This window comes from Streptomyces sp. NBC_01171, assembly GCF_045039805.1.
GTDB lineage: Bacteria > Actinomycetota > Actinomycetes > Streptomycetales > Streptomycetaceae > Streptomyces.
Map to the genome: position 1 here is coordinate 2,742,515 of NZ_CP108609.1, position 17,351 is coordinate 2,759,865.

Sequence of the window (17,351 nt, forward strand, 5' to 3'; positions counted from 1 at the left end):
GAAAGGGAGGCGGCCCGCTTCTGTGTGCGAGCAAGGCCACTAAAGGGGAACCGGCTACCGGTGTGGCCTCCCGGTGCGGCAGGATCTCTGGATGGAGCGTGTACGTGATCTCTCGGAGCTTCCCAAGGCCCATCTGCATCTGCACTTCACCGGCTCGATGCGCCCCGGCACCGTCCTGGAGCTGGCCGACAAGCACGGCGTCCGGCTGCCCGACAGCCTGACCGAGGCCCTGACCAGCGGCGAGCCGCCGAAACTGCGGGCCACCGACGAGCGCGGCTGGTTCCGCTTCCAGCGGCTGTACGACGCCGCGCGCTCGTGCCTCAGGGAACCCGAGGACATCCAGCGGCTGGTCCGGGAGGCCGCCGAGGAGGACGTCCGGGACGGCTCGGGCTGGCTGGAGATCCAGGTGGACCCGACCTCGTACGCCCCCCGGCTGGGCGGGCTGATCCCGGCGCTGGAGATCATCCTGGACGCGGTGGAGACCGCCTCCCGCGAGACCGGGCTCGGGATGCGGGTGCTGGTGGCCGCGAACCGGATGAAGCACCCGCTGGACGCCCGCACCCTGGCCCGGCTGGCGGTGCGGTACGCGGACCGGGGCATCGTCGGCTTCGGCCTCTCCAACGACGAGCGGCGCGGCATGGCCCGCGACTTCGACCGGGCCTTCCACATCGCCCGCGAGGGCGGCCTGCTGTCGGCGCCGCACGGCGGTGAGCTGACCGGCCCGGCGTCGGTACGGGACTGCCTGGACGACCTGCACGCCACCCGGATCGGGCACGGGGTGCGCGCGGCGGAGGACCCGCGCCTGCTGAAGCGGCTGGCGGACCGGGGCATCACCTGCGAGGTCTGCCCGGCCTCCAACGTGGCGCTCGGCGTCTACGAGAAGCCCGAGGACGTCCCCCTGCGCACTCTGTTCGAGAGCGGTGTCCCGCTGGCCCTCGGCGCCGACGACCCCCTCCTCTTCGGCTCCCGGCTGGCCGCCCAGTACGAGATCGCCCGCCACCACCACGCCTTCACCGACGCCGAACTCGCCGAACTGGCACGGCAGTCGGTACGCGGCTCGGCGGCGCCCGCCGAGACGAAGGAGCGTCTGCTGGCGGGCGTGGACGAGTGGCTGACCAAGCCGGTGAGCGCATGAGGCTGACCGTGTTCGGCGCCACCGGCGGCGTGGGCGGCGAGATCGTCCGGCAGGCCCTGGCCGCGGGGCACGAGGTGACGGCCGTCGTCCGGGACCCCGCCCGGCTCACCGCCACCGGGGAGCGGCTGCACGTGGTCCGAGCCGACCTTTCCGACCCGGAGACGCTGCGTGGCGCCGTCGCGGGCCGGGACGCGGTCCTGTCGGGGCTGGGGGCACGGTCCCGCAAGGCCGCAGGGGTGACGGCCCGGCTGACCCGCGCGGTCCTGGCAGCGATGGAGGCGGAGGGCGTGCGCCGGCTGGTGATCGTCAGCGCCGCCCCGGTGGGCCCGGCCCCCGAGGACGACGGTCCGCTGGACCGTGCGCTGCGGTCCGTGGTGTCGGCCGTCTTCAAGGACGTCTACGCCGACCTGCGCGAGACGGAGGCGGAGCTGGCCCGCAGCGCCGTCGAGTGGACGTCGGTACGCCCGCCGCGCCTGCTGGACCGGCCCCTGACCGGGCGCTACCGCACGGTGGTGGGCGGCTTCCCGCGCGCCGGCCGGACCATCGGCCGCGCGGACGTGGCGCACGCGATGCTGGCGACGACCGGCGACCCGGCGACGGTCCGGCAGGGCGTCGGGGTGGCGTACTAGAGGCTCACGCCGACCGTCACCGGCTCGTTGACCAGCGTCACACCGAAGACCTCCCGGACCCCGGCGACGACCTCGCGGGCCAGCGCCAGCAGGTCCTCGGTGGTGGCCTCGCCCCGGTTGGTGAGGGCCAGGGTGTGCTTGGTGGAGATGCGGGCGGGACCGGTGCCGTACCCCTTGGTGAAGCCGGCCTTGTCGATCAGCCAGGCCGCGGAGGTCTTCGTGAGCCCCTCCCCGGCCGGGTAGGCGGGCGGTACCGCGTCCGCGCCGAGGTGCTCGCGCACCCGGTCCTGGAAGGCGGCGAAGCGCTCCGCGTCCAGGATCGGGTTGGTGAAGAAGGACCCGGCTGACCAGGTGTCGTGGTCCTCGGGGTCGAGGACCATGCCCTTGCCCGCGCGCAGCTTGAGCACGGTCTCGCGGGCGGCGGCCAGCGGCACCCGGTCGCCGGGCTCGACGCCGAGGACGCGCGCGGTCTCCGCGTACCGGACCGGTGCCGACAGCCCGCCCGCGTCCTGAAGCTCGAAGCGGACGCGGAGCACCACGTAGCGCTCGGGGTCGGCCTTGAAGCGGCTGTGGCGGTAGGAGAAGGCGCACTCCTCGCCGGTGAGCGTGACGGTCTCGGCCGCCCGGCGGTCGTAGGCGGTCACCTCGGTGATGGTGGAGGAGACCTCCTGGCCGTACGCGCCGACGTTCTGGATCGGGGTGGCGCCCGCCGAGCCGGGGATGCCGGCCAGGCACTCGATCCCGGCGAGCCCGGCCTCGACGGTGCGGGCGACGGCATCGGTCCAGACCTCGCCGGCGGCCAGCTCCAGGGTGGTGCCGCGCAGTTCGACGCCACGGGTGGCGATGCGCAGGGCGGTGCCGTCGAAGCCCTTGTCGCCGATGACCAGGTTGGAGCCGCCGCCGATGACGAGCAGCGGGGTGCCGCTGTCGTCGGCCTCGCGGACGGCGTCGATCACCTCGGCGTCGGTGGTGGCGGTGACCAGCCGGGTCGCGGGACCGCCCAGCCGGAAGGTGGTCAGCGGGGCCAGGGGGGCGTCGTGGAGTACGTGCACGGGGGCAAGACTACGAGACGCGGGAAACGGTAAGGGGCGCCCGCCATTGCCGGACGCCCCTTACTTCTGCCGCTCCGGGTCAGACGCTCGGGTCAGGCCAGCCGGACGACCGCCCGGGACATGCCCAGCACCTTCTGGCCGGCGCTCGTCGCGGTGAGGTCGACGCGGACGGTGTTGTCGTCCAGCTTGGCCGCGACCTTGGCCGAGACCTCGATCAGCGCGCCCTTGTCGTCGTCGGGCACGACGACCGGCTTGGTGAAGCGGACGCCGTACTCCACGACGGCGGCCGGGTCACCGGTCCAGTCGGTGACGACGCGAACGGCCTCGGCCATGGTGAACATGCCGTGCGCGATGACGTCCGGCAGGCCCACCTCCTTGGCGAACCGCTCGTTCCAGTGGATGGGGTTGAAGTCCCCGGAGGCACCCGCGTAACGCACGAGGGTGGCGCGGGTCACGGGGAAGGTCTGCGCCGGCAGTTCGGTGCCGACCTCGACGTCGTCGTACGCGATCTTCGCGGTCATCGCTGCTCAGACCTCCTCGGCCGCGCGGGCCACCAGCTTGGTCCAGGCGGTCACCACGTGCTCGCCGGACGCGTCGTGCACCTCACCCCGGATGTCCAGGATGTCGTTGCCCGCCATGGACTTGATGGCCTCGATGGTGGAGGTGACGGTGAGCCGGTCACCGGCGCGCACCGGGCGGGTGTAGGCGAACTTCTGGTCGCCGTGCACCACGCGGCTGTAGTCCAGGCCGAGCTGGGGGTCCTCGACGACCTGTCCGGCGGCGCGGAAGGTGATGGAGAACACGAAGGTCGGCGGGGCGATCACATCGGCGTGCCCGTACGCCTTGGCGGCTTCCGGGTCGCGGTACGCCGGGTTGGTGTCGCCGACGGCCTCGGCGAACTCGCGGATCTTCTCCCGGCCCACCTCGTAGGGCTCGGTGGGCGGGTAGGTACGCCCCACGAAGGACTGGTCGAGCGCCATGGGCCCGGTACCTCCTGGTCTAGCGGAACAACGCTTGAGAAAACGACTTGAGGCCGCCCCCCATAGTGCCGGGGGCGACCTCAAGTACGAGCCTGAAATTATCGCGTTTCGCGGTGCGCGGTGTGCGCATTGCAACGCGGGCAGTGCTTCTTCATCTCCAGACGATCCGGGTTGTTACGCCGGTTCTTCTTGGTGATGTAGTTCCGCTCCTTGCACTCCACGCAGGCCAGCGTGATCTTCGGGCGGACGTCGGTGGCAGCCACGTGAGTGCTCCTAGGACGAACGGATGGGCTAGTTCAACGCATGTAAGAGTAGCCGATCGAAGGACCGACCCCGCAATCGGCTACTGTCAGTAGCGGTGACCGGACTTGAACCGGTGACACAGCGATTATGAGCCGCTTGCTCTACCGACTGAGCTACACCGCTTTGATGAGATCGGAACCCGCCTTGCGACGGGTACCTCTCACACCAGAGCCCCAAAACGGAATCGAACCGTTGACCTTCTCCTTACCATGGAGACGCTCTGCCGACTGAGCTATTGGGGCGAGCGAGGAAGACATTACACGGTCCGCCGCCGATCGCCCAAATCCGTATCCGGGCGCCCATCGCGGGCCGTCTCCCGGGCCTCTGAGGCCGCTCCGGCACCCCCGGAAGCCCCGTGCCACGCCGGTACGACTATTGCCCTCCTACGCCGTCCGCACGGCCGCCGACCCTACGCTCGGACACTCTGCGTGATCTTGCTCCGTGTCCCCCCGCCTCTGGAGTCCGAGCGCCCGATGCCCGACAGCCGGCAACAGCCTCCTCCCGCCCCCGACCAGGGCGCCCTCGTGCTGTGCGGGGCGCGGCTCACCGACGGGCGGACGGTGGACGTACGGCTGGGCGGCGGCCGCATCGAGGCGGTCGGCACGGCAGGCACCCTGGCACGCGGCCCGGCCCGCGCCGGCGCCCCCCGGGTCGACCTGCGCGGCTACCTGCTGCTCCCGGCCCCCGCCGAGCCGCACGCCCATGGCGACACCTGCCTCACCGCCGAACTCCCCGGGCCGCCCTCCCCCGCTCCCGAGGAGGTGCAACGCAGAGTGACCGAGGCGACCCTGCTCCAGCTCGGCCACGGCGCGACGGCGGTACGGGCCCACGTGCGGATCGGCGACGTGCAGGGGCTCGGCGCGCTGGAGGCGGTGCTCCAGGCCCGCCGTTCGCTGCGCGGGCTCGCGGAGCTGACCACGGTGGCGATGCCCAGACTGCTGACCGGGGTGGCCGGTGCGGACGGGCTGGCGATGCTGCGGGACGCGGTGAAGATGGGCGCCTCCGCGGTGGGTGGCTGCCCCGACCTGGACCCCGACCCCACCGGCTATGTGGAGGCGGTGCTGGAGGTGGCCACCGAGCAGGGCTGCCCGGTCGACCTGCACACCGACGCGGCGGACTCGGCGCGGCTGTCCCGGCTCGCGGCGATGGCGGGGGGCCTGCGTCCCGGTGTGACCCTCGGCCCGTGCGCGGCCCTCACCCGGCTGCCGGCCGAGACCGCGCACCGCGTCGCGGACCGGCTCGCGGCCGCCGGGATCGCGGTGGTCTGCCTCCCCCAGGGCGGCTGCGCCGGCACCGACCGCCGGGGCACCGCCCCGGTACGGCTGCTGCGCGCGGCCGGGGTGCGCGTCGCGGCGGGCAGCGGCGCGCTGCGGGACACGGCCAACCCGGTGGGCCGGGGCGACCCCCTGGAGGCGGCGTACCTCCTCGCGTCCAGCCACGGGATGCGCCCGGCCGACGCCTACGACACGGTGAGCGCGTCGGCGCGGGCGATGCTGGGTCTGCCGGAGGTGCGGGTGGAGGCCGGGTTCCCGGCGGAGCTGCTGGCGGTGCGCGGGGACGAGCTGGCGGGGGCGCTGTCGCTGGCGTACAGCAGGATCGTCGTGCACCGGGGGCGGGTGGTGGCCCGGACCAGTGCGGTGCGGGAGTACTGCAACTCGGCGGCCGAGGCGGAGCTGGGCCTGCCCCGGCAGGGGCGCAAGAGGCTGTCGTAACAGCGTTTTATCCACCGGGAGTTGTCCCACTGGTGGCACGGGTGGGTGCCGTGTGCGCCCCCGGTTGCCGTCGTGCGCCGTGGTCCCTCGGGGGGACGTTCTCGGGGCGGGGCGGGCTCGTGGGGCGGATGGGTCGCGGCGGGCGTACGGTCGTAGCCATGCGCATTGTCATAGCTGGAGGTCATGGTCAGATCGCGCTGCGGCTGGAGCGGCTGCTCTCGGCGCGTGGGGACGAGGTCGCGGGCATCATCCGCAAGCCGGAACAGGCGGCGGATCTGCGGGCGGCCGGTGCCGACCCGGTCCTGCTGGACCTGGAGTCCGCGTCGGTGGAGGAGGTCGCGGAGGCGCTGCGGGGCGCCGACGCCGCCGTGTTCGCGGCCGGCGCCGGTCCGGGCAGCGGTACGGAGCGCAAGGAGACGGTGGACAAGGGCGCGGCGATGCTGTTCGCCGACGCGGCGGTGCGGGCCGGGGTGCGCCGGTTCGTGGTGGTGTCCTCGATGGGCGCGGACCCCGCGCACACCGGTACCGAGGTCTTCGACGTGTACCTGCGGGCCAAGGGCGAGGCGGACGCGTACGTCACCGCGCAGGACGCCCTCGACTGGACGATCCTGCGCCCCGGTTCACTGACGGACGAGCCGGGCACGGGGCTGGTCAAGCTGGCGGCGCACACCGGGCGGGGGTCGGTCCCGCGGGACGACGTGGCGGCGGTGCTGGCGGAGCTGGTGGAAACCTCGTCGACGGCGGGGCTGACGCTGGAGCTGATCGAGGGGTCGGTGCCGGTCGCGGTGGCGGTGAAGGCGGTCGCGGGGAACTGAAGGGGCTCGCAGCGGGGCTTTCCGGCGCCCTGGGTGGCTCAGAACAGCGGGAGCTGGCCAGGGAAGTCGGGGACGACGTAACCGTCCAGCGTGGGCTGGGCCGCGCCGATCTGGGCGTGCTGCCGGGAGCCCGCGCAGGAGACCATCTCCTGGTTCTCCCGCGCGCCCGGCGGGTCGTGGCGCGCGAAGCGGCCGGCGACGACGGCGATCTCGCGGTGGCACACGGGACAGGTTCTGCGGCGCGCGGACATGGCACCAGTGTGCCCTGCGGGTCTGACAAGGCCCTGCGGGTCTGGCGGGGCTCCGAGGGTCTGCCAGGGCTGTTACTCACTTTCGGGTGACGCGTCCGGCGTGGCCGGGGTGGCGTGACCTGGCGAAAGAACGCTTCTGCTCAGTGATCACAAGGGTCGTGCCCGTTTCGGGGCGTCAACTTGGTGCATTCTTCCTATGAATGGACGTTACAGCCAAGAGTCACGGAAACATGGTCGATCGGTAACACGGTTCACGTTTCCACCACATCTCCTCCGCATCCCGCCAAAGTGGTGTCTGCGCGGCCAGCAGGTCGCCATCCGCACACCGCACGCTTTCCGCCCAGGTTGTCCCGTGGGCGGGTGCCCGCACCTTGCAGGAGACCCTGTGACATCGTCTTCCGTGACCGCCCGTCGCCTGGCCGCCGCCGCTCTCGCTGCCGGGGCGCTGGTCGGAGCGGCGGCCCTGCCGGCCACCGCCGCGGACCGCTCTCACCGCGAGAACGTCGAGATCAGCCGCGTGCAGTACGACTCCCCCGGCTGGGACAACGGCTCCAACCGCTCCCTCAACAACGAGTGGGTTGAGGTCACCAACAACTCCCGCCACCGCGTGAACCTCGACGGCTGGAGGCTGACGGAGGACCAGCGCGGGGTCTCCTACACCTTCCGCCACTTCAGCCTCGGCGGCCACCAGACCGTCCGCGTCCACACGGGCGTCGGCCGCGACACCGCCCGCGACCTCTTCCAGGACCGCCGCAACTACGTCTGGGACAACCGCCGCGACACCGCGACCCTCCGCAACGACTTCCGCCGCGTGGTGGACAGCGTGACGTGGGGCGAGCGCAACCACCGCGACGACGACAACCGGGGCCACGAGGGCCGGGGCCACGACAACCGCGGCCACGACGGCCGCGGTCACGACGGCTGGGGTCACCACCGCCGCTGATCCGGCGCCCTGACGGGCGGGCCCGGACTCACCACGACCGGCGCGGACCCTTCTGGGGGGTCCGCGCCGGTTGTTGTCGTGGTCCGTCCTGGAGACAGCGGGCCTGGCTTGGGAGAGCATGGTGCGGACGACGCGTCGGGCCACTGCGAGGGGGTTGCCGGTGACGGGGCGGGGGATTTCCCGACAGGAGCTGATCCGCAGGCGCCGTCGGAGCAGCCTGGTGGGGCGCCGGCAGGAGCAGGCCGCCTTCGATGAGGCCCTGCGCCAGCCGCCCGACGAGGCGGCCAACTTCCTCTTCCACATCCATGGCCCGGCCGGTGTGGGGAAGTCCACGCTGGTCAGGCAGTTGGAATCGGCGGCCCGCGAGACGTCGGCCGTCACCGCCTACGTCGACGAGTCGGTGGCCGATGCCATCGAGGCCATGGAGTCGATCAGTGCCCAGGTCTCGCAACAGGGCGGAGAACTCAAGGCTTTCGACAAACTGCTGTCCACCTATCGCCAGCGTCGGCACGAGGCCAGTACGAGCGCGGGCGAGATGCTTGCCGGCGCGGCGGAGCCCGGCCAGGGCAACGAGCCGCCGGCGCCGTCCCCGTCCAGCATGATCGGCTCGCAACTGGCGCTCGTGGGGCTGGGCATGATTCCCGGCGTGGGGGCCTTCACCGGTGCCGTCGACCCGAATCAGGTCGCCGCGAGGGCCGACCGGTTCAAGGCGCTGCTGAGCAACCGTCTCCGCAGCCCTGAAGACGTCCAACTGGTCCTGTCGCCCCTTCAAGTGCTCACCCCGGTCTTCCTGAAGGGCCTGACAGAGGCCGCCGCGCGGCGGCCGTGGCTCGTGCTCTTCTTCGACACCTACGAACGCACCGGGCCGCTGCTGGACGCGTGGTTACGCGACATCCTGGTGACCGAGCGGTACGGGCAGATGCCCGCCAACGTGCTGGTCGTGCTGGCGGGGCAGCCCCAACTGGACGCCCAGTGCTGGGGCGACTGGCTCGACCTGGTCACCGACCTGCCACTGGAGGTGTTCACCGACACGGAGGCCCGTCAACTCCTGGCCGCCAAGGAGATCACCGACGCCAAGGTCGTCGAGGCGATCCTGGAGCTCTCGGGGAGGCTGCCCGTCCTGGTCTCGACCCTGGCGGACGCCCATCCCTCCAGCGTCACGGAAGTGGGCGACCCCAGCGACACGGCCGTGGAGCGATTCCTCAAGTGGGAGACGAACCCGGCCCGTCGTGCCGCCGCTCTGGCGTGTGCGCTGCCGCAGGAGGTGGACGAGGACGTCTACCGCACGGTGGTGGAGGACGAGCAGGCCCGGGAGGAGTTCAGTTGGCTCCGCACCCGCCCCTTCTTCATCCACCGCGCCGGCCGCGGGCACTACCACGACGTGGTGCGCTCGGCGATGCTCCGCCTCCAGCGTCAGCAGTCCCCGCAGCGCTGGAAGGAGCAGCACAGCGCCCTGGCGGAGGCGTTTCGGCAGCGGTGCCGCGAACTGGAGGGGGACCTTTCGTCCACCGACGACCCGTGGGAGGACGAGCGCTGGCGCGGCCACAAGCTCCAGGAGACCTACCACCGGCTGTGCGGGGACCATCACGCCGCCCTGCCCGCCGCCCTTCGTGAACTGGTCGACGCCTACGACCACGACATCACCACGTTGCGCCGGTGGACCCAGACCCTGTCGCGGGCCGGCCAGGACGCGGACGCGCCGCTCGTACGGAAGTGGGGCCGGGACATCGCTGCCGCCCTGGAGGAGCCTCAACCCGGCGCGGCCGTGCTGGCGTTGCTCCTCTCCCGAGGCAACCTGGACGCCTCGGGCCAGAGCCTCGTGCACACGATCCGGGGCTGGGAGAGCCGCCGGGACGGCGACTACGAGCAATCAGCCACCGAGTACACCAGGGCGATCGAACTCGATCCGACGCCCCGAGCCATCCGGGGGCGCGGCGAGGCCTTTCGCCGTGCGCGGCGGTACGAGGAGGCGCTCGCCGACCTCGACCGGGCCATCGAACTGGAGCCCACGGTGCCCTGGGCCCTCCGCAGCCGCGGCCAGACCTATCTGGCCATGGGCCGGTACGAGGCGGCGCTCACCGAATTCGACCGCGCCATCGAGATCGAGCCCGGCAACAAATGGAGCATCAAGTACCGCGGCGAGACCTTCCGTATGGCCAAGCGGTACGAGGAAGCGCTCAGTGAGTTCGGTCGGGCCATAGAACTCGACCCCGACGACGCGTGGTCCTTGGCGAGCCGCGGCCAGACGCATGACCAGATGGGAATGGACCAAGAGGCACTGGCCGACTACACGCGGGCCATCGAGATCGACCCCACGTACACATGGGCTTTGACGAATCGCGGAATCATCTACCGAAACCTGAAGAGGTACGAGGAGGCACTGGCCGACCACCACCGGGCCGTCGAGATCGACCCGGACTACAAGTGGGCGTACGTCAACCGCGGCCAGACGTACCACGCGACGAGGCAGCACCAGGAAGCGCTGGCCGACTACACGCGCGCCCTGGAGATCGACCCCGCGTACGCGTGGGCCCTGACCAACCGGGGGAACCTCCACCGGGACCTCAAGGAGTACGAGAAGGCATTGACCGATTACGGTCGCGCCATCGAACTCGGCCCGGAGGACACATGGCCTCGCGTCAACCGGGCTCAGACCCGGCACGCGATGGGTCGCTACGAGGACGCCGTGGCCGACTACACGCACGTCATCGAGATCAGCCCCAAGGCGTGGTACTTCCTCTCCCGCGGCCGCTCGCACCGCGCGCTTGCGCGATGGGACGAGGCCATCGCGGACCTTGCCCGGGCGATCGACCTGGACCCGGCCACCGCGATGCTCCACGCGGAACGCGGCTACGTCCTGCGCCTGTCGGGTCGGCACCACGAGGCACTCACCCACTTCGACCGAGCCCTCGAACTCGCGCCCGCGAGTCCCTTCTCCCTCACCAACCGTGGCGTCACCCACCGACTGCTGGGGCACATCGAAGAGGCTCTGGCGGATCTCACCCGCGCGATCGAGATCCGCCCGGAGGACGGCTGGGCGCACTACGAGAAGGCGGTCGTACTCTTCCTCTCCGGTGACCAGGGGCACGAGAACGAGTGCCGGCGTTCGACAGAGCTCTGCTCCTCCGATGCCGGCGAGGATGACCGCCATCGGGTCGCGGCTCGGGGCAACCTGGTCCTCGTCCACTGTCTGCTGTCCGCATGGACGGACGCCGAGACGCACCTCACCGCGTTCCTGCACGCCCACCCGAACCGCGGGGAGCTCCACGAACTCCACACGGTGATGCTGACGCTGCGAGACGTGGTTCCGGCCTCGGAAGAGCCCCTGTCCGCCTTCGCGGAACGGCTGCGGACAGCCCTGGAACATGACCAAGGGCCCGTGACCTGCTGAGTTAGCAGGTCACGGGCCCTGAGTTTCCCGTGTGGCGGCGCCAGGATTCGAACCTGGGAAGGCTGAGCCGGCAGATTTACAGTCTGCTCCCTTTGGCCGCTCGGGCACACCGCCGGGGGTTGTTGGAAGGGGGTCCGCCTTGGCGGTGCTCCCTGGCAACGACGTAAACAATACCTGATGCGCGGGGGTGCTCCGCCACCCGGTTGATCGCCGTCCTCGGGGGCCGGGGGTGGCTAGGCTGGGGCGGATGCGGTGCGGCCGGACGGTCCGCACCCCGTTCCGCCCCCGATGCAAGGAGCCACAGGACATGGCCGACTCCAGTTTCGACATCGTCTCGAAGGTCGAGCGGCAGGAGGTCGACAACGCCCTCAACCAGACCGCCAAGGAGATCTCGCAGCGCTACGACTTCAAGGGCGTGGGCGCCTCGATCTCGTGGTCCGGCGAGAAGATCCTCATGGAGGCCAACTCCGAGGACCGGGTGAAGGCCGTGCTCGACGTCTTCGAGTCCAAGCTGATCAAGCGCGGCATCTCGCTGAAGGCGCTGGACGCGGGCGAGCCCCAGCTGTCCGGCAAGGAGTACAAGATCTTCGCGTCCATCGAGGAGGGCATCTCCCAGGACAACGCCAAGAAGGTGGCGAAGATCATCCGCGACGAGGGCCCCAAGGGCGTCAAGGCGCAGGTCCAGGGCGAGGAGCTGCGCGTCAGCTCCAAGAGCCGCGACGACCTCCAGGCCATCATCGCCCTGCTCAAGGGCAAGGACTTCGACTTCGCGCTCCAGTTCGTGAACTACCGGTAGTACCGGCAGCGCACCCCGCCCCGCCCCGGCTTCCCCGGCGGCGGGGCTCGGCATGTGCGATCGTTCCCGCATGAGCAGTGACTACGACCGTGTGCGCACCGGTATCGAGTTCATGACTGCCTATGTCTCCGGGGACGAGCTCCTGACGGAGTATCTGGAGGAGCGGCGGCAGGAGGACCCCGGGGCGACGGACACGCTGCTGGACGGTACGGCGGCCCTGTGCGCGGCGCTGCTGCACACGCTGGCCCGTACGACGCGGCGGTCCGAGCACGAGATCCTCCAGGAGCTGGCCCGCGGCACGCATCGCAGTGAGCGGCGCTCCGAGGACTGACCTTCGGAAAAGCGCTCAGTCCCGCGAGTTGCCGAAGATCACCCGGTAAAGGATCAGCAGCACCAGCGAGCCGCCGATCGCGGCCGCCCACGTCGCGCCGTCGTAGAAGTGCTTCGAGACCGGGTGGTCCAGCCAGCGTGAGGAGATCCAGCCGCCGAGGAACGCGCCCGCGACGCCGATCAGGGTCGTGCCGATGAAGCCTCCCGGGTCACGCCCCGGCAGCAGCAGCTTGGCAATGGCTCCGGCCAGCAGGCCCAGGATGATCCAACCGAGAATGCTCATGCCAGGAACCTGCCCTTCCGCGCCCCGTCCGCACACCCTGGCCGCGTAAGAAGCCGGTGTGCCTTGTCCCCTGCCAGGACGCCGCTCGGGCGGGTTCCGGTTGCCTCAGGCGACGCGCGCGCCGAACGGCTCGTCCGTGCGGACGATCTCGCGGCCCAGCGGGAGCAGCGAGACCGGGATCAGTTTGAAGTTGGCGATGCCGAACGGGATACCGATGATCGTCAGGCACAGCGCGATGCCCGTGGTGATGTGGGCCAGCGCCAGCCACCATCCCGCCAGCACCAGCCAGAGCACATTGCCGACGCACGACGGCGCGCCCGCCTCCCGGCGCTCGACGGTGGTGTACCCGAAGGGCCACAGGGCGTAGACGCCGATGCGGAAGGCGGCCACCCCGAAGGGGATGCCGATGATCGTGACGCACAGCAGCACGCCGGCGAGCAGGTAGCCGAGGAACAGCCAGAAGCCGCTCAGGACGAGCCAGATGATGTTCAGTAGGGTCTTCACCGGTTTCGACCTGCCATCTTCTCCAGTCGGGCGATCCGCTCGGCCATGGGCGGGTGCGTGGAGAACATCCGCGACAGTCCCTGGCCGGGCCGGAACGGGTTGGCGATCATCATGTGGCTGGCGGTCTCGATGCGCGGCTCCGGGGGCAGCGGGAGCTGCTGGGTGCCGCTCTCCAGCTTGTGCAGCGCCGACGCGAGGGCCAGCGGGTCGCCGGTGAGCTGGGCGCCGGACGCGTCCGCCTCGTACTCCCGGGAGCGGCTGACGGCCATCTGGATGAGGGTGGCCGCGATCGGGCCGAGGAGCATGGTCAGCAGCATGCCGATCAGGCCCGGACCCTCGTCGTCGTCCGAGCGGCCGACCGGGATCAGCCACGCGAAGTTGACCAAGAACATGATCACTGAGGCGAGGGCGCCGGCCACGGACGAGATGAGGATGTCCCGGTTGTAGACGTGGCTCAGCTCGTGGCCGAGGACACCGCGCAGCTCGCGCGGGTCGAGCAGGCGCAGGATGCCCTCGGTGCAGCAGACGGCCGCGTGGCGCGGGTTGCGGCCGGTGGCGAAGGCGTTGGGCGCCTCCGTCGGCGAGATGTACAGCCGGGGCATGGGCTGGCGGGCCTGCGTGGAGAGCTCGCGCACGATCCGGTACAGCTCTGGCGCCTCGAACTCGCTCACCGGTCGCGCCCGCATCGCGCGCAGGGCCAGCTTGTCGCTGTTCCAGTACGCGTACGCGTTCGTGCCGAGCGCCACCAGGATCGCGATGATCAGCCCTGTCCGGCCGAAGAGGCTGCCGATGACGATGATGATCGCCGACAGTGCCCCGAGGAGTACTGCGGTCCTGAGCCCGTTGTGCCGGCGGTGCACCCTGGCCCTCCAAATCGTGCGGCGCGGGAACCCTTCGGTCCAGTGGACCCTCCCGCTCAGGACAACGCCAGGCGAAGGCCGCGAGTTCCCAGGTGGGCGCGGTGGCGCGGACACCCGTACGAGTGAGGGGGGCCGGCCGCGCCCGTCAGAAGAGGGTCGTGGCGGCGAAGCGCAGCACCAGCTGGGGGGCGCCCGAGAGAATCACGCCGACGGCCGCGGTGAGGGCGAGCGCGACGGTGAGGGGGGCGGGGACGCGGTGCCGTACGGGCTCGCCCTCGGGGGCGCGGAACAGCAGGGCCGTCCACCGGAGGTAGTAGTAGAGCGCGACCACGACGTTGACGGCCATGACCACGGCGAGCCAGCCGAGCCCGGCGTCCACGGCCGCCGAGAACACCGTGACCTTGGCGAACAGCCCGATCACGCCCGGCGGGAGGCCGGCCAGGCACAGCAGGAAGAAGGCCAGGAGGACGGCGGTGACGGGGTTGGTGGCGTACAGGCCCCGGTAGTCGCTGATCCGGTTGAGCCGCTTCGTACGGCCCACCAGGGCGGCCACCGCGAAGGCGCCGAGGTTCACGGCGGCGTACATCAGGGCGTAGGCGACGGTGGAGCCGATCGCCTTCTGGCCGTCCCGCGTGTACCCGGCGGCGGCGATCGGCACCAGGAGGTAGCCGGCCTGGCCGATGGAGGACCAGGCGAGGAGGCGTACGGCGCTGTACGCGCGCGTGGCCCGCTGCCGGAGGGCACCGGCGTTGCCCGCGGTCATGGTGAGCGCGGCCAGGACGGCGAGGGCGGGGCCCCAGACGTCGGCGTAGGACGGGAAGGCGATCACGGTGACGAGGATCAGGCCGGAGAAGCCGACCGCCTTGCCGACGACCGAGAGGTAGGCGGCGACCGGGAGCGGCGCGCCCACATAGGTCTCGGGGACCCAGAAGTGGAAGGGCACGGCGGCGGTCTTGAAGGCGAAGCCGACCAGGGTGAGGACGACGCCGGTCTGGACGAGGGTGTGGAGCTGGCCGTCGACCTGGGGCAGGCGCCGGGCGATCTCGGTGAGGTGCAGGGTGCCGGTGGCGGCGTAGACGAAGCTGACGCCCATCAGGCTCACGGCGGTGGCGGTGACCGAGGAGAGGAAGAACTTCAGGGCGGCCTCGGCCGAGCGCGCCTCGCCGTGCCGGATGCCGACCAGGGCGAAGGCGGGCAGGGAGGCGACCTCCAGGGCGACGATCAGGGTGGCGAGGTCGCGGGAGGCGGGGAGCAGGGCGGCGCCGGCCGCCGAGGAGAGCAGCAGGAACCAGAACTCCCCGGCCGGGACGCGCCGCCGGTCGTCCTGGACGCCGGTCACGGACAGCAGGGCCGCGAGCAGGGCGCCGCCGAGGACGAGGAACTGGATGACGATCGTGAAGTGGTCGGCGGTGTAGCTGCACGCGCGCGTGGAGCCGGTCAGGCAGAAGGTGGCGCGGTCGCCGTCCAGGAGCGGCAGCAGCATGAGCGCGGCCGCGGCCAGGCCGGCGACGGAGAGCCAGCCCAGGAGCGGCTTGCGGCCCTCGGGCAGGAACAGATCGGTGACGAGCACGGCGAGGGCCATGACGGCGACGATGACGGGCGGGGCGATGGCCAGCCAGTCGACGGACTGGATCAGCGCGTTCACCGCCGGTGCGGCCAAGTGCTCCACGGCGGCCTGGGACGCCGTGTGCAGCGCGTACTCGGCCGGGTGGCCGCCGGGGAACTGGGGCAGGGCGGTCATCGGGTGCCTCCTGCGAGGAGCTGCTGCACGGCCGGGTCGCTGAGGCCGAGCAGGGCCCTGGGCCAGAGTCCGGCGAGGACGGTGAGGACGACGAGCGGGGTCCAGGCGGCGAACTCGTAGCCCCGTACGTCGGCGAGTTCGGGCAGGTCCTGGCGCGGGTCGCCCATGCAGACGCGGCGGACCACGACCAGCAGGTACGCGGCGGTCAGCAGGGTGCCGAAGGCGCCGATGGCCAGGAAGACCAGGTAGGCGGCCCGGTTGAGCCCGGCGGCGGGCTGGAACGCGCCGAACAGGGCGAGCATCTCGCCCCAGAATCCGGCGAGTCCGGGCAGCCCCAGCGAGGCGACGGCGCCGAAGGCGAGCAGCCCGCCGAGGCGCGGGGCCCTTCCGTAGAGGGCGCCGCCGCTGTGCGCGGCCAGGGTGTCGAGGTCGGTGCTGCCGGTGCGGTCCTTCAGGGCACCGACCAGGAAGAACAGCAGGCCGGTGATGAGGCCGTGGGCGATGTTGGCGAACAGGGCGCCGTTGACGCCGGTCGGGGTCATGGTGGAGATGCCGAGCAGCACGAAACCCATGTGGCCGACCGAGGAGTAGGCGATCAGCCGCTTCAGGTCGCCCTTGGCGCCCCGCCTGGCCAGCGAGAGGCAGGCCAGGGACCCGTAGATGATCCCGACCACGGCGAACGCGGCGAGGTAGGGCGCGAAGACCCGGAAACCGTCGGGCGCGACCGGGAGCAGGATGCGGACGAACCCGTACGTGCCCATCTTCAGCAGGACGCCGGCGAGCAGTACCGAGCCGACGGTCGGGGCGGCGGTGTGGGCGTCCGGCAGCCAACTGTGCAGGGGCCACATCGGGGCCTTCACGGCGAGCCCGATGCCGATCGCCAGAACGGCGACGACCTGCACGGATGTGGTCAGGGACCGGCCGTTGTCAGTGGCGAGTGCCACCATGTCGAAAGTGCCCGCTTTGATCCCGATCAGGAGCAGGCCGAGCAGCATGATCACCGAACCGAGCAGCGTGTACAGGATGAACTTCCACGCGGCCCGGGTCCGGCCCTCGCCGCCCCATCGGGCGATGAGGAAGTACATCGGGACCAGCACGGTCTCGAAGGCCAGGAAGAAGAGGACGAGGTCGAGCACGGCGAAGGAGGCGAGGGTGCCCCCTTCGAGCAGCAGGACCAGGGCGGTGAACGCCTTCGGGGAGGGCCCCGCGGGCGGCTTGAAGTAGGAGTAGAGCGCGCAGAGGAAGGTCAGCAGCGCGGTCAGGAGGAGAAGGGGGAGGGAGATGCCGTCGATGCCGAGGTGGATGCGCACATGGAGTGCGGGAATCCAACTGATGTCGGTCGTGGCCTGCATCTTCGAGGGGTGGTCGTGGTCGAAGCCGAGCGCCAGGACGATCGCGGCGATGAGGACCACACCGGTCACGGTCACGCCGTGCCGGAGCACGGCCTGGCCGGGGGACTTCCCCTTCAGTCCGGTGACTGGAAGGGGCGCCGCGGAGCGGCTCGTTGAGGGGCGGTGGTCGGGTGACGGGCGGGAGGGCAGAAGGGCGGCGGCCGCGCCGAGGAGCGGCACGGCGACGACGAACGCCAGAAGGAACTGCATCACTGATTCGCTGATACCGATCACG

18 protein-coding genes and 3 tRNA genes are annotated in these 17,351 nt (G+C 71.2%); 8 read left to right on the forward strand and 13 right to left on the reverse strand.

Features of this window, described 5'->3' with window-relative positions; all coding sequences use genetic code 11:
- Window positions 1-91 precede the first annotated feature (91 nt).
- Both OG448_RS12485 and OG448_RS12490 read left to right on the forward strand, forming a co-directional pair.
- Window positions 92-1,135, forward strand: coding sequence for an adenosine deaminase (locus OG448_RS12485; protein ID WP_405553536.1), 1,044 nt, complete (start codon window positions 92-94; stop codon window positions 1,133-1,135).
- A complete protein-coding gene (locus OG448_RS12490; RefSeq protein WP_405553538.1) occupies window positions 1,132-1,764 on the forward strand; it encodes an NAD(P)-dependent oxidoreductase in 633 nt (210 codons plus the stop codon). Before OG448_RS12485 ends, OG448_RS12490 begins: the two co-directional genes overlap by 4 nt.
- Here the strand turns inward: OG448_RS12490 and OG448_RS12495 are convergent.
- The 6 genes from OG448_RS12495 to OG448_RS12520 form a co-directional block, all read right to left on the reverse strand.
- Window positions 1,761-2,816 carry a UDP-N-acetylmuramate dehydrogenase gene (locus OG448_RS12495; protein ID WP_405553540.1) on the reverse strand — a complete coding sequence of 352 codons (1,056 nt, stop codon included), beginning with the start codon at window positions 2,814-2,816 and terminating at the stop codon, window positions 1,761-1,763. The two genes, OG448_RS12490 and OG448_RS12495, sit on opposite strands and share 4 nt — an antisense overlap.
- Before the next feature lie 92 nt (window positions 2,817-2,908).
- The gene (locus OG448_RS12500; RefSeq protein ID WP_391295330.1) at window positions 2,909-3,337 is read right to left on the reverse strand and encodes a MaoC/PaaZ C-terminal domain-containing protein; all 429 of its coding nucleotides are present in this window, start codon (window positions 3,335-3,337) and stop codon (window positions 2,909-2,911) included.
- 6 nt (window positions 3,338-3,343) lie between these two features.
- Window positions 3,344-3,796 (reverse strand): MaoC family dehydratase N-terminal domain-containing protein, encoded by a 453-nt coding sequence (locus OG448_RS12505; RefSeq protein WP_135789383.1) that lies wholly within the window; start codon window positions 3,794-3,796, stop codon window positions 3,344-3,346.
- 98 nt (window positions 3,797-3,894) lie between these two features.
- The gene (gene rpmG, locus OG448_RS12510) at window positions 3,895-4,059 is read right to left on the reverse strand and encodes a 50S ribosomal protein L33 (RefSeq protein ID WP_003948671.1); all 165 of its coding nucleotides are present in this window, start codon (window positions 4,057-4,059) and stop codon (window positions 3,895-3,897) included.
- Window positions 4,060-4,149: 90 nt separating this feature from the next.
- Window positions 4,150-4,222 (reverse strand) — tRNA-Met (locus OG448_RS12515).
- A 46-nt stretch (window positions 4,223-4,268) separates the two neighbouring features.
- A tRNA-Thr gene (locus tag OG448_RS12520) sits at window positions 4,269-4,341 on the reverse strand.
- A gap of 231 nt (window positions 4,342-4,572) precedes the next feature.
- On the opposite strand from OG448_RS12520, the gene OG448_RS12525 reads away from it, so the two are divergent.
- The gene (locus OG448_RS12525) at window positions 4,573-5,811 is read left to right on the forward strand and encodes an amidohydrolase family protein (protein ID WP_405553543.1); all 1,239 of its coding nucleotides are present in this window, start codon (window positions 4,573-4,575) and stop codon (window positions 5,809-5,811) included.
- Between the two features lie 158 nt (window positions 5,812-5,969).
- The gene (locus OG448_RS12530) at window positions 5,970-6,626 is read left to right on the forward strand and encodes an SDR family oxidoreductase (RefSeq protein ID WP_405553545.1); all 657 of its coding nucleotides are present in this window, start codon (window positions 5,970-5,972) and stop codon (window positions 6,624-6,626) included.
- Window positions 6,627-6,664: 38 nt separating this feature from the next.
- Here OG448_RS12530 and OG448_RS12535 read toward each other — a convergent pair whose 3' ends face one another.
- A complete protein-coding gene (locus OG448_RS12535; RefSeq protein ID WP_405553547.1) occupies window positions 6,665-6,877 on the reverse strand; it encodes a hypothetical protein in 213 nt (70 codons plus the stop codon).
- Window positions 6,878-7,262: 385 nt separating this feature from the next.
- Between OG448_RS12535 and OG448_RS12540 the strand changes: the two genes are divergently transcribed.
- Complete coding sequence (locus OG448_RS12540; RefSeq protein ID WP_405553549.1) at window positions 7,263-7,820, forward strand: lamin tail domain-containing protein; 558 nt, start codon at window positions 7,263-7,265, stop codon at window positions 7,818-7,820.
- Between the two features lie 220 nt (window positions 7,821-8,040).
- Window positions 8,041-11,211, forward strand: coding sequence for a tetratricopeptide repeat protein (locus OG448_RS12545; protein WP_405553551.1), 3,171 nt, complete (start codon window positions 8,041-8,043; stop codon window positions 11,209-11,211).
- 32 nt (window positions 11,212-11,243) lie between these two features.
- Here OG448_RS12545 and OG448_RS12550 read toward each other — a convergent pair.
- Window positions 11,244-11,325: transfer RNA gene (locus tag OG448_RS12550), tRNA-Tyr, on the reverse strand.
- Between the two features lie 193 nt (window positions 11,326-11,518).
- On the opposite strand from OG448_RS12550, the gene OG448_RS12555 reads away from it, so the two are divergent.
- Together OG448_RS12555 and OG448_RS12560 are read left to right on the forward strand one after the other, a co-directional pair.
- Window positions 11,519-12,007, forward strand: a complete 489-nt coding sequence (locus OG448_RS12555) for a YajQ family cyclic di-GMP-binding protein (RefSeq protein WP_135783670.1) — start codon at window positions 11,519-11,521, stop codon at window positions 12,005-12,007.
- Window positions 12,008-12,077: 70 nt separating this feature from the next.
- The gene (locus tag OG448_RS12560) at window positions 12,078-12,338 is read left to right on the forward strand and encodes a hypothetical protein (RefSeq protein WP_030811588.1); all 261 of its coding nucleotides are present in this window, start codon (window positions 12,078-12,080) and stop codon (window positions 12,336-12,338) included.
- A 15-nt stretch (window positions 12,339-12,353) separates the two neighbouring features.
- Here the strand turns inward: OG448_RS12560 and OG448_RS12565 are convergent, their stop codons facing one another.
- From OG448_RS12565 to OG448_RS12585, 5 genes are all read right to left on the reverse strand, one after another.
- A complete protein-coding gene (locus OG448_RS12565; RefSeq protein WP_391295372.1) occupies window positions 12,354-12,620 on the reverse strand; it encodes a GlsB/YeaQ/YmgE family stress response membrane protein in 267 nt (88 codons plus the stop codon).
- Between the two features lie 105 nt (window positions 12,621-12,725).
- Complete coding sequence (locus tag OG448_RS12570; protein WP_391295374.1) at window positions 12,726-13,124, reverse strand: YccF domain-containing protein; 399 nt, start codon at window positions 13,122-13,124, stop codon at window positions 12,726-12,728.
- Window positions 13,121-13,984 (reverse strand): zinc metalloprotease HtpX, encoded by an 864-nt coding sequence (gene htpX, locus OG448_RS12575; protein WP_405553554.1) that lies wholly within the window; start codon window positions 13,982-13,984, stop codon window positions 13,121-13,123. The genes OG448_RS12570 and htpX overlap by 4 nt, the downstream gene beginning before the upstream one ends.
- A gap of 145 nt (window positions 13,985-14,129) precedes the next feature.
- Window positions 14,130-15,629 (reverse strand): NADH-quinone oxidoreductase subunit N, encoded by a 1,500-nt coding sequence (locus tag OG448_RS12580; RefSeq protein WP_405558783.1) that lies wholly within the window; start codon window positions 15,627-15,629, stop codon window positions 14,130-14,132.
- A 92-nt stretch (window positions 15,630-15,721) separates the two neighbouring features.
- Entirely contained in the window at window positions 15,722-17,350 is a 1,629-nt protein-coding gene (locus OG448_RS12585; protein WP_405553555.1) for a NuoM family protein, read from the reverse strand.
- Window position 17,351: the final 1 nt, after the last annotated feature.

Bases quoted from the DNA above. Each gene is read 5' to 3' on its own strand.
- OG448_RS12485 (WP_405553536.1), top strand. From the start codon at position 92: ATGGAGCGTGTACGTGATCTCTCGGAGCTTCCCAAGGCCCATCTGCAT.
- OG448_RS12490 (WP_405553538.1), top strand. From the start codon at position 1,132: ATGAGGCTGACCGTGTTCGGCGCCACCGGCGGCGTGGGCGGCGAGATC.
- OG448_RS12500 (WP_391295330.1), bottom strand. From the start codon at position 3,337: ATGACCGCGAAGATCGCGTACGACGACGTCGAGGTCGGCACCGAACTG.
- OG448_RS12505 (WP_135789383.1), bottom strand. From the start codon at position 3,796: ATGGCGCTCGACCAGTCCTTCGTGGGGCGTACCTACCCGCCCACCGAG.
- OG448_RS12525 (WP_405553543.1), top strand. From the start codon at position 4,573: ATGCCCGACAGCCGGCAACAGCCTCCTCCCGCCCCCGACCAGGGCGCC.
- OG448_RS12530 (WP_405553545.1), top strand. From the start codon at position 5,970: ATGCGCATTGTCATAGCTGGAGGTCATGGTCAGATCGCGCTGCGGCTG.
- OG448_RS12535 (WP_405553547.1), bottom strand. From the start codon at position 6,877: ATGTCCGCGCGCCGCAGAACCTGTCCCGTGTGCCACCGCGAGATCGCC.
- OG448_RS12555 (WP_135783670.1), top strand. From the start codon at position 11,519: ATGGCCGACTCCAGTTTCGACATCGTCTCGAAGGTCGAGCGGCAGGAG.
- OG448_RS12560 (WP_030811588.1), top strand. From the start codon at position 12,078: ATGAGCAGTGACTACGACCGTGTGCGCACCGGTATCGAGTTCATGACT.
- OG448_RS12565 (WP_391295372.1), bottom strand. From the start codon at position 12,620: ATGAGCATTCTCGGTTGGATCATCCTGGGCCTGCTGGCCGGAGCCATT.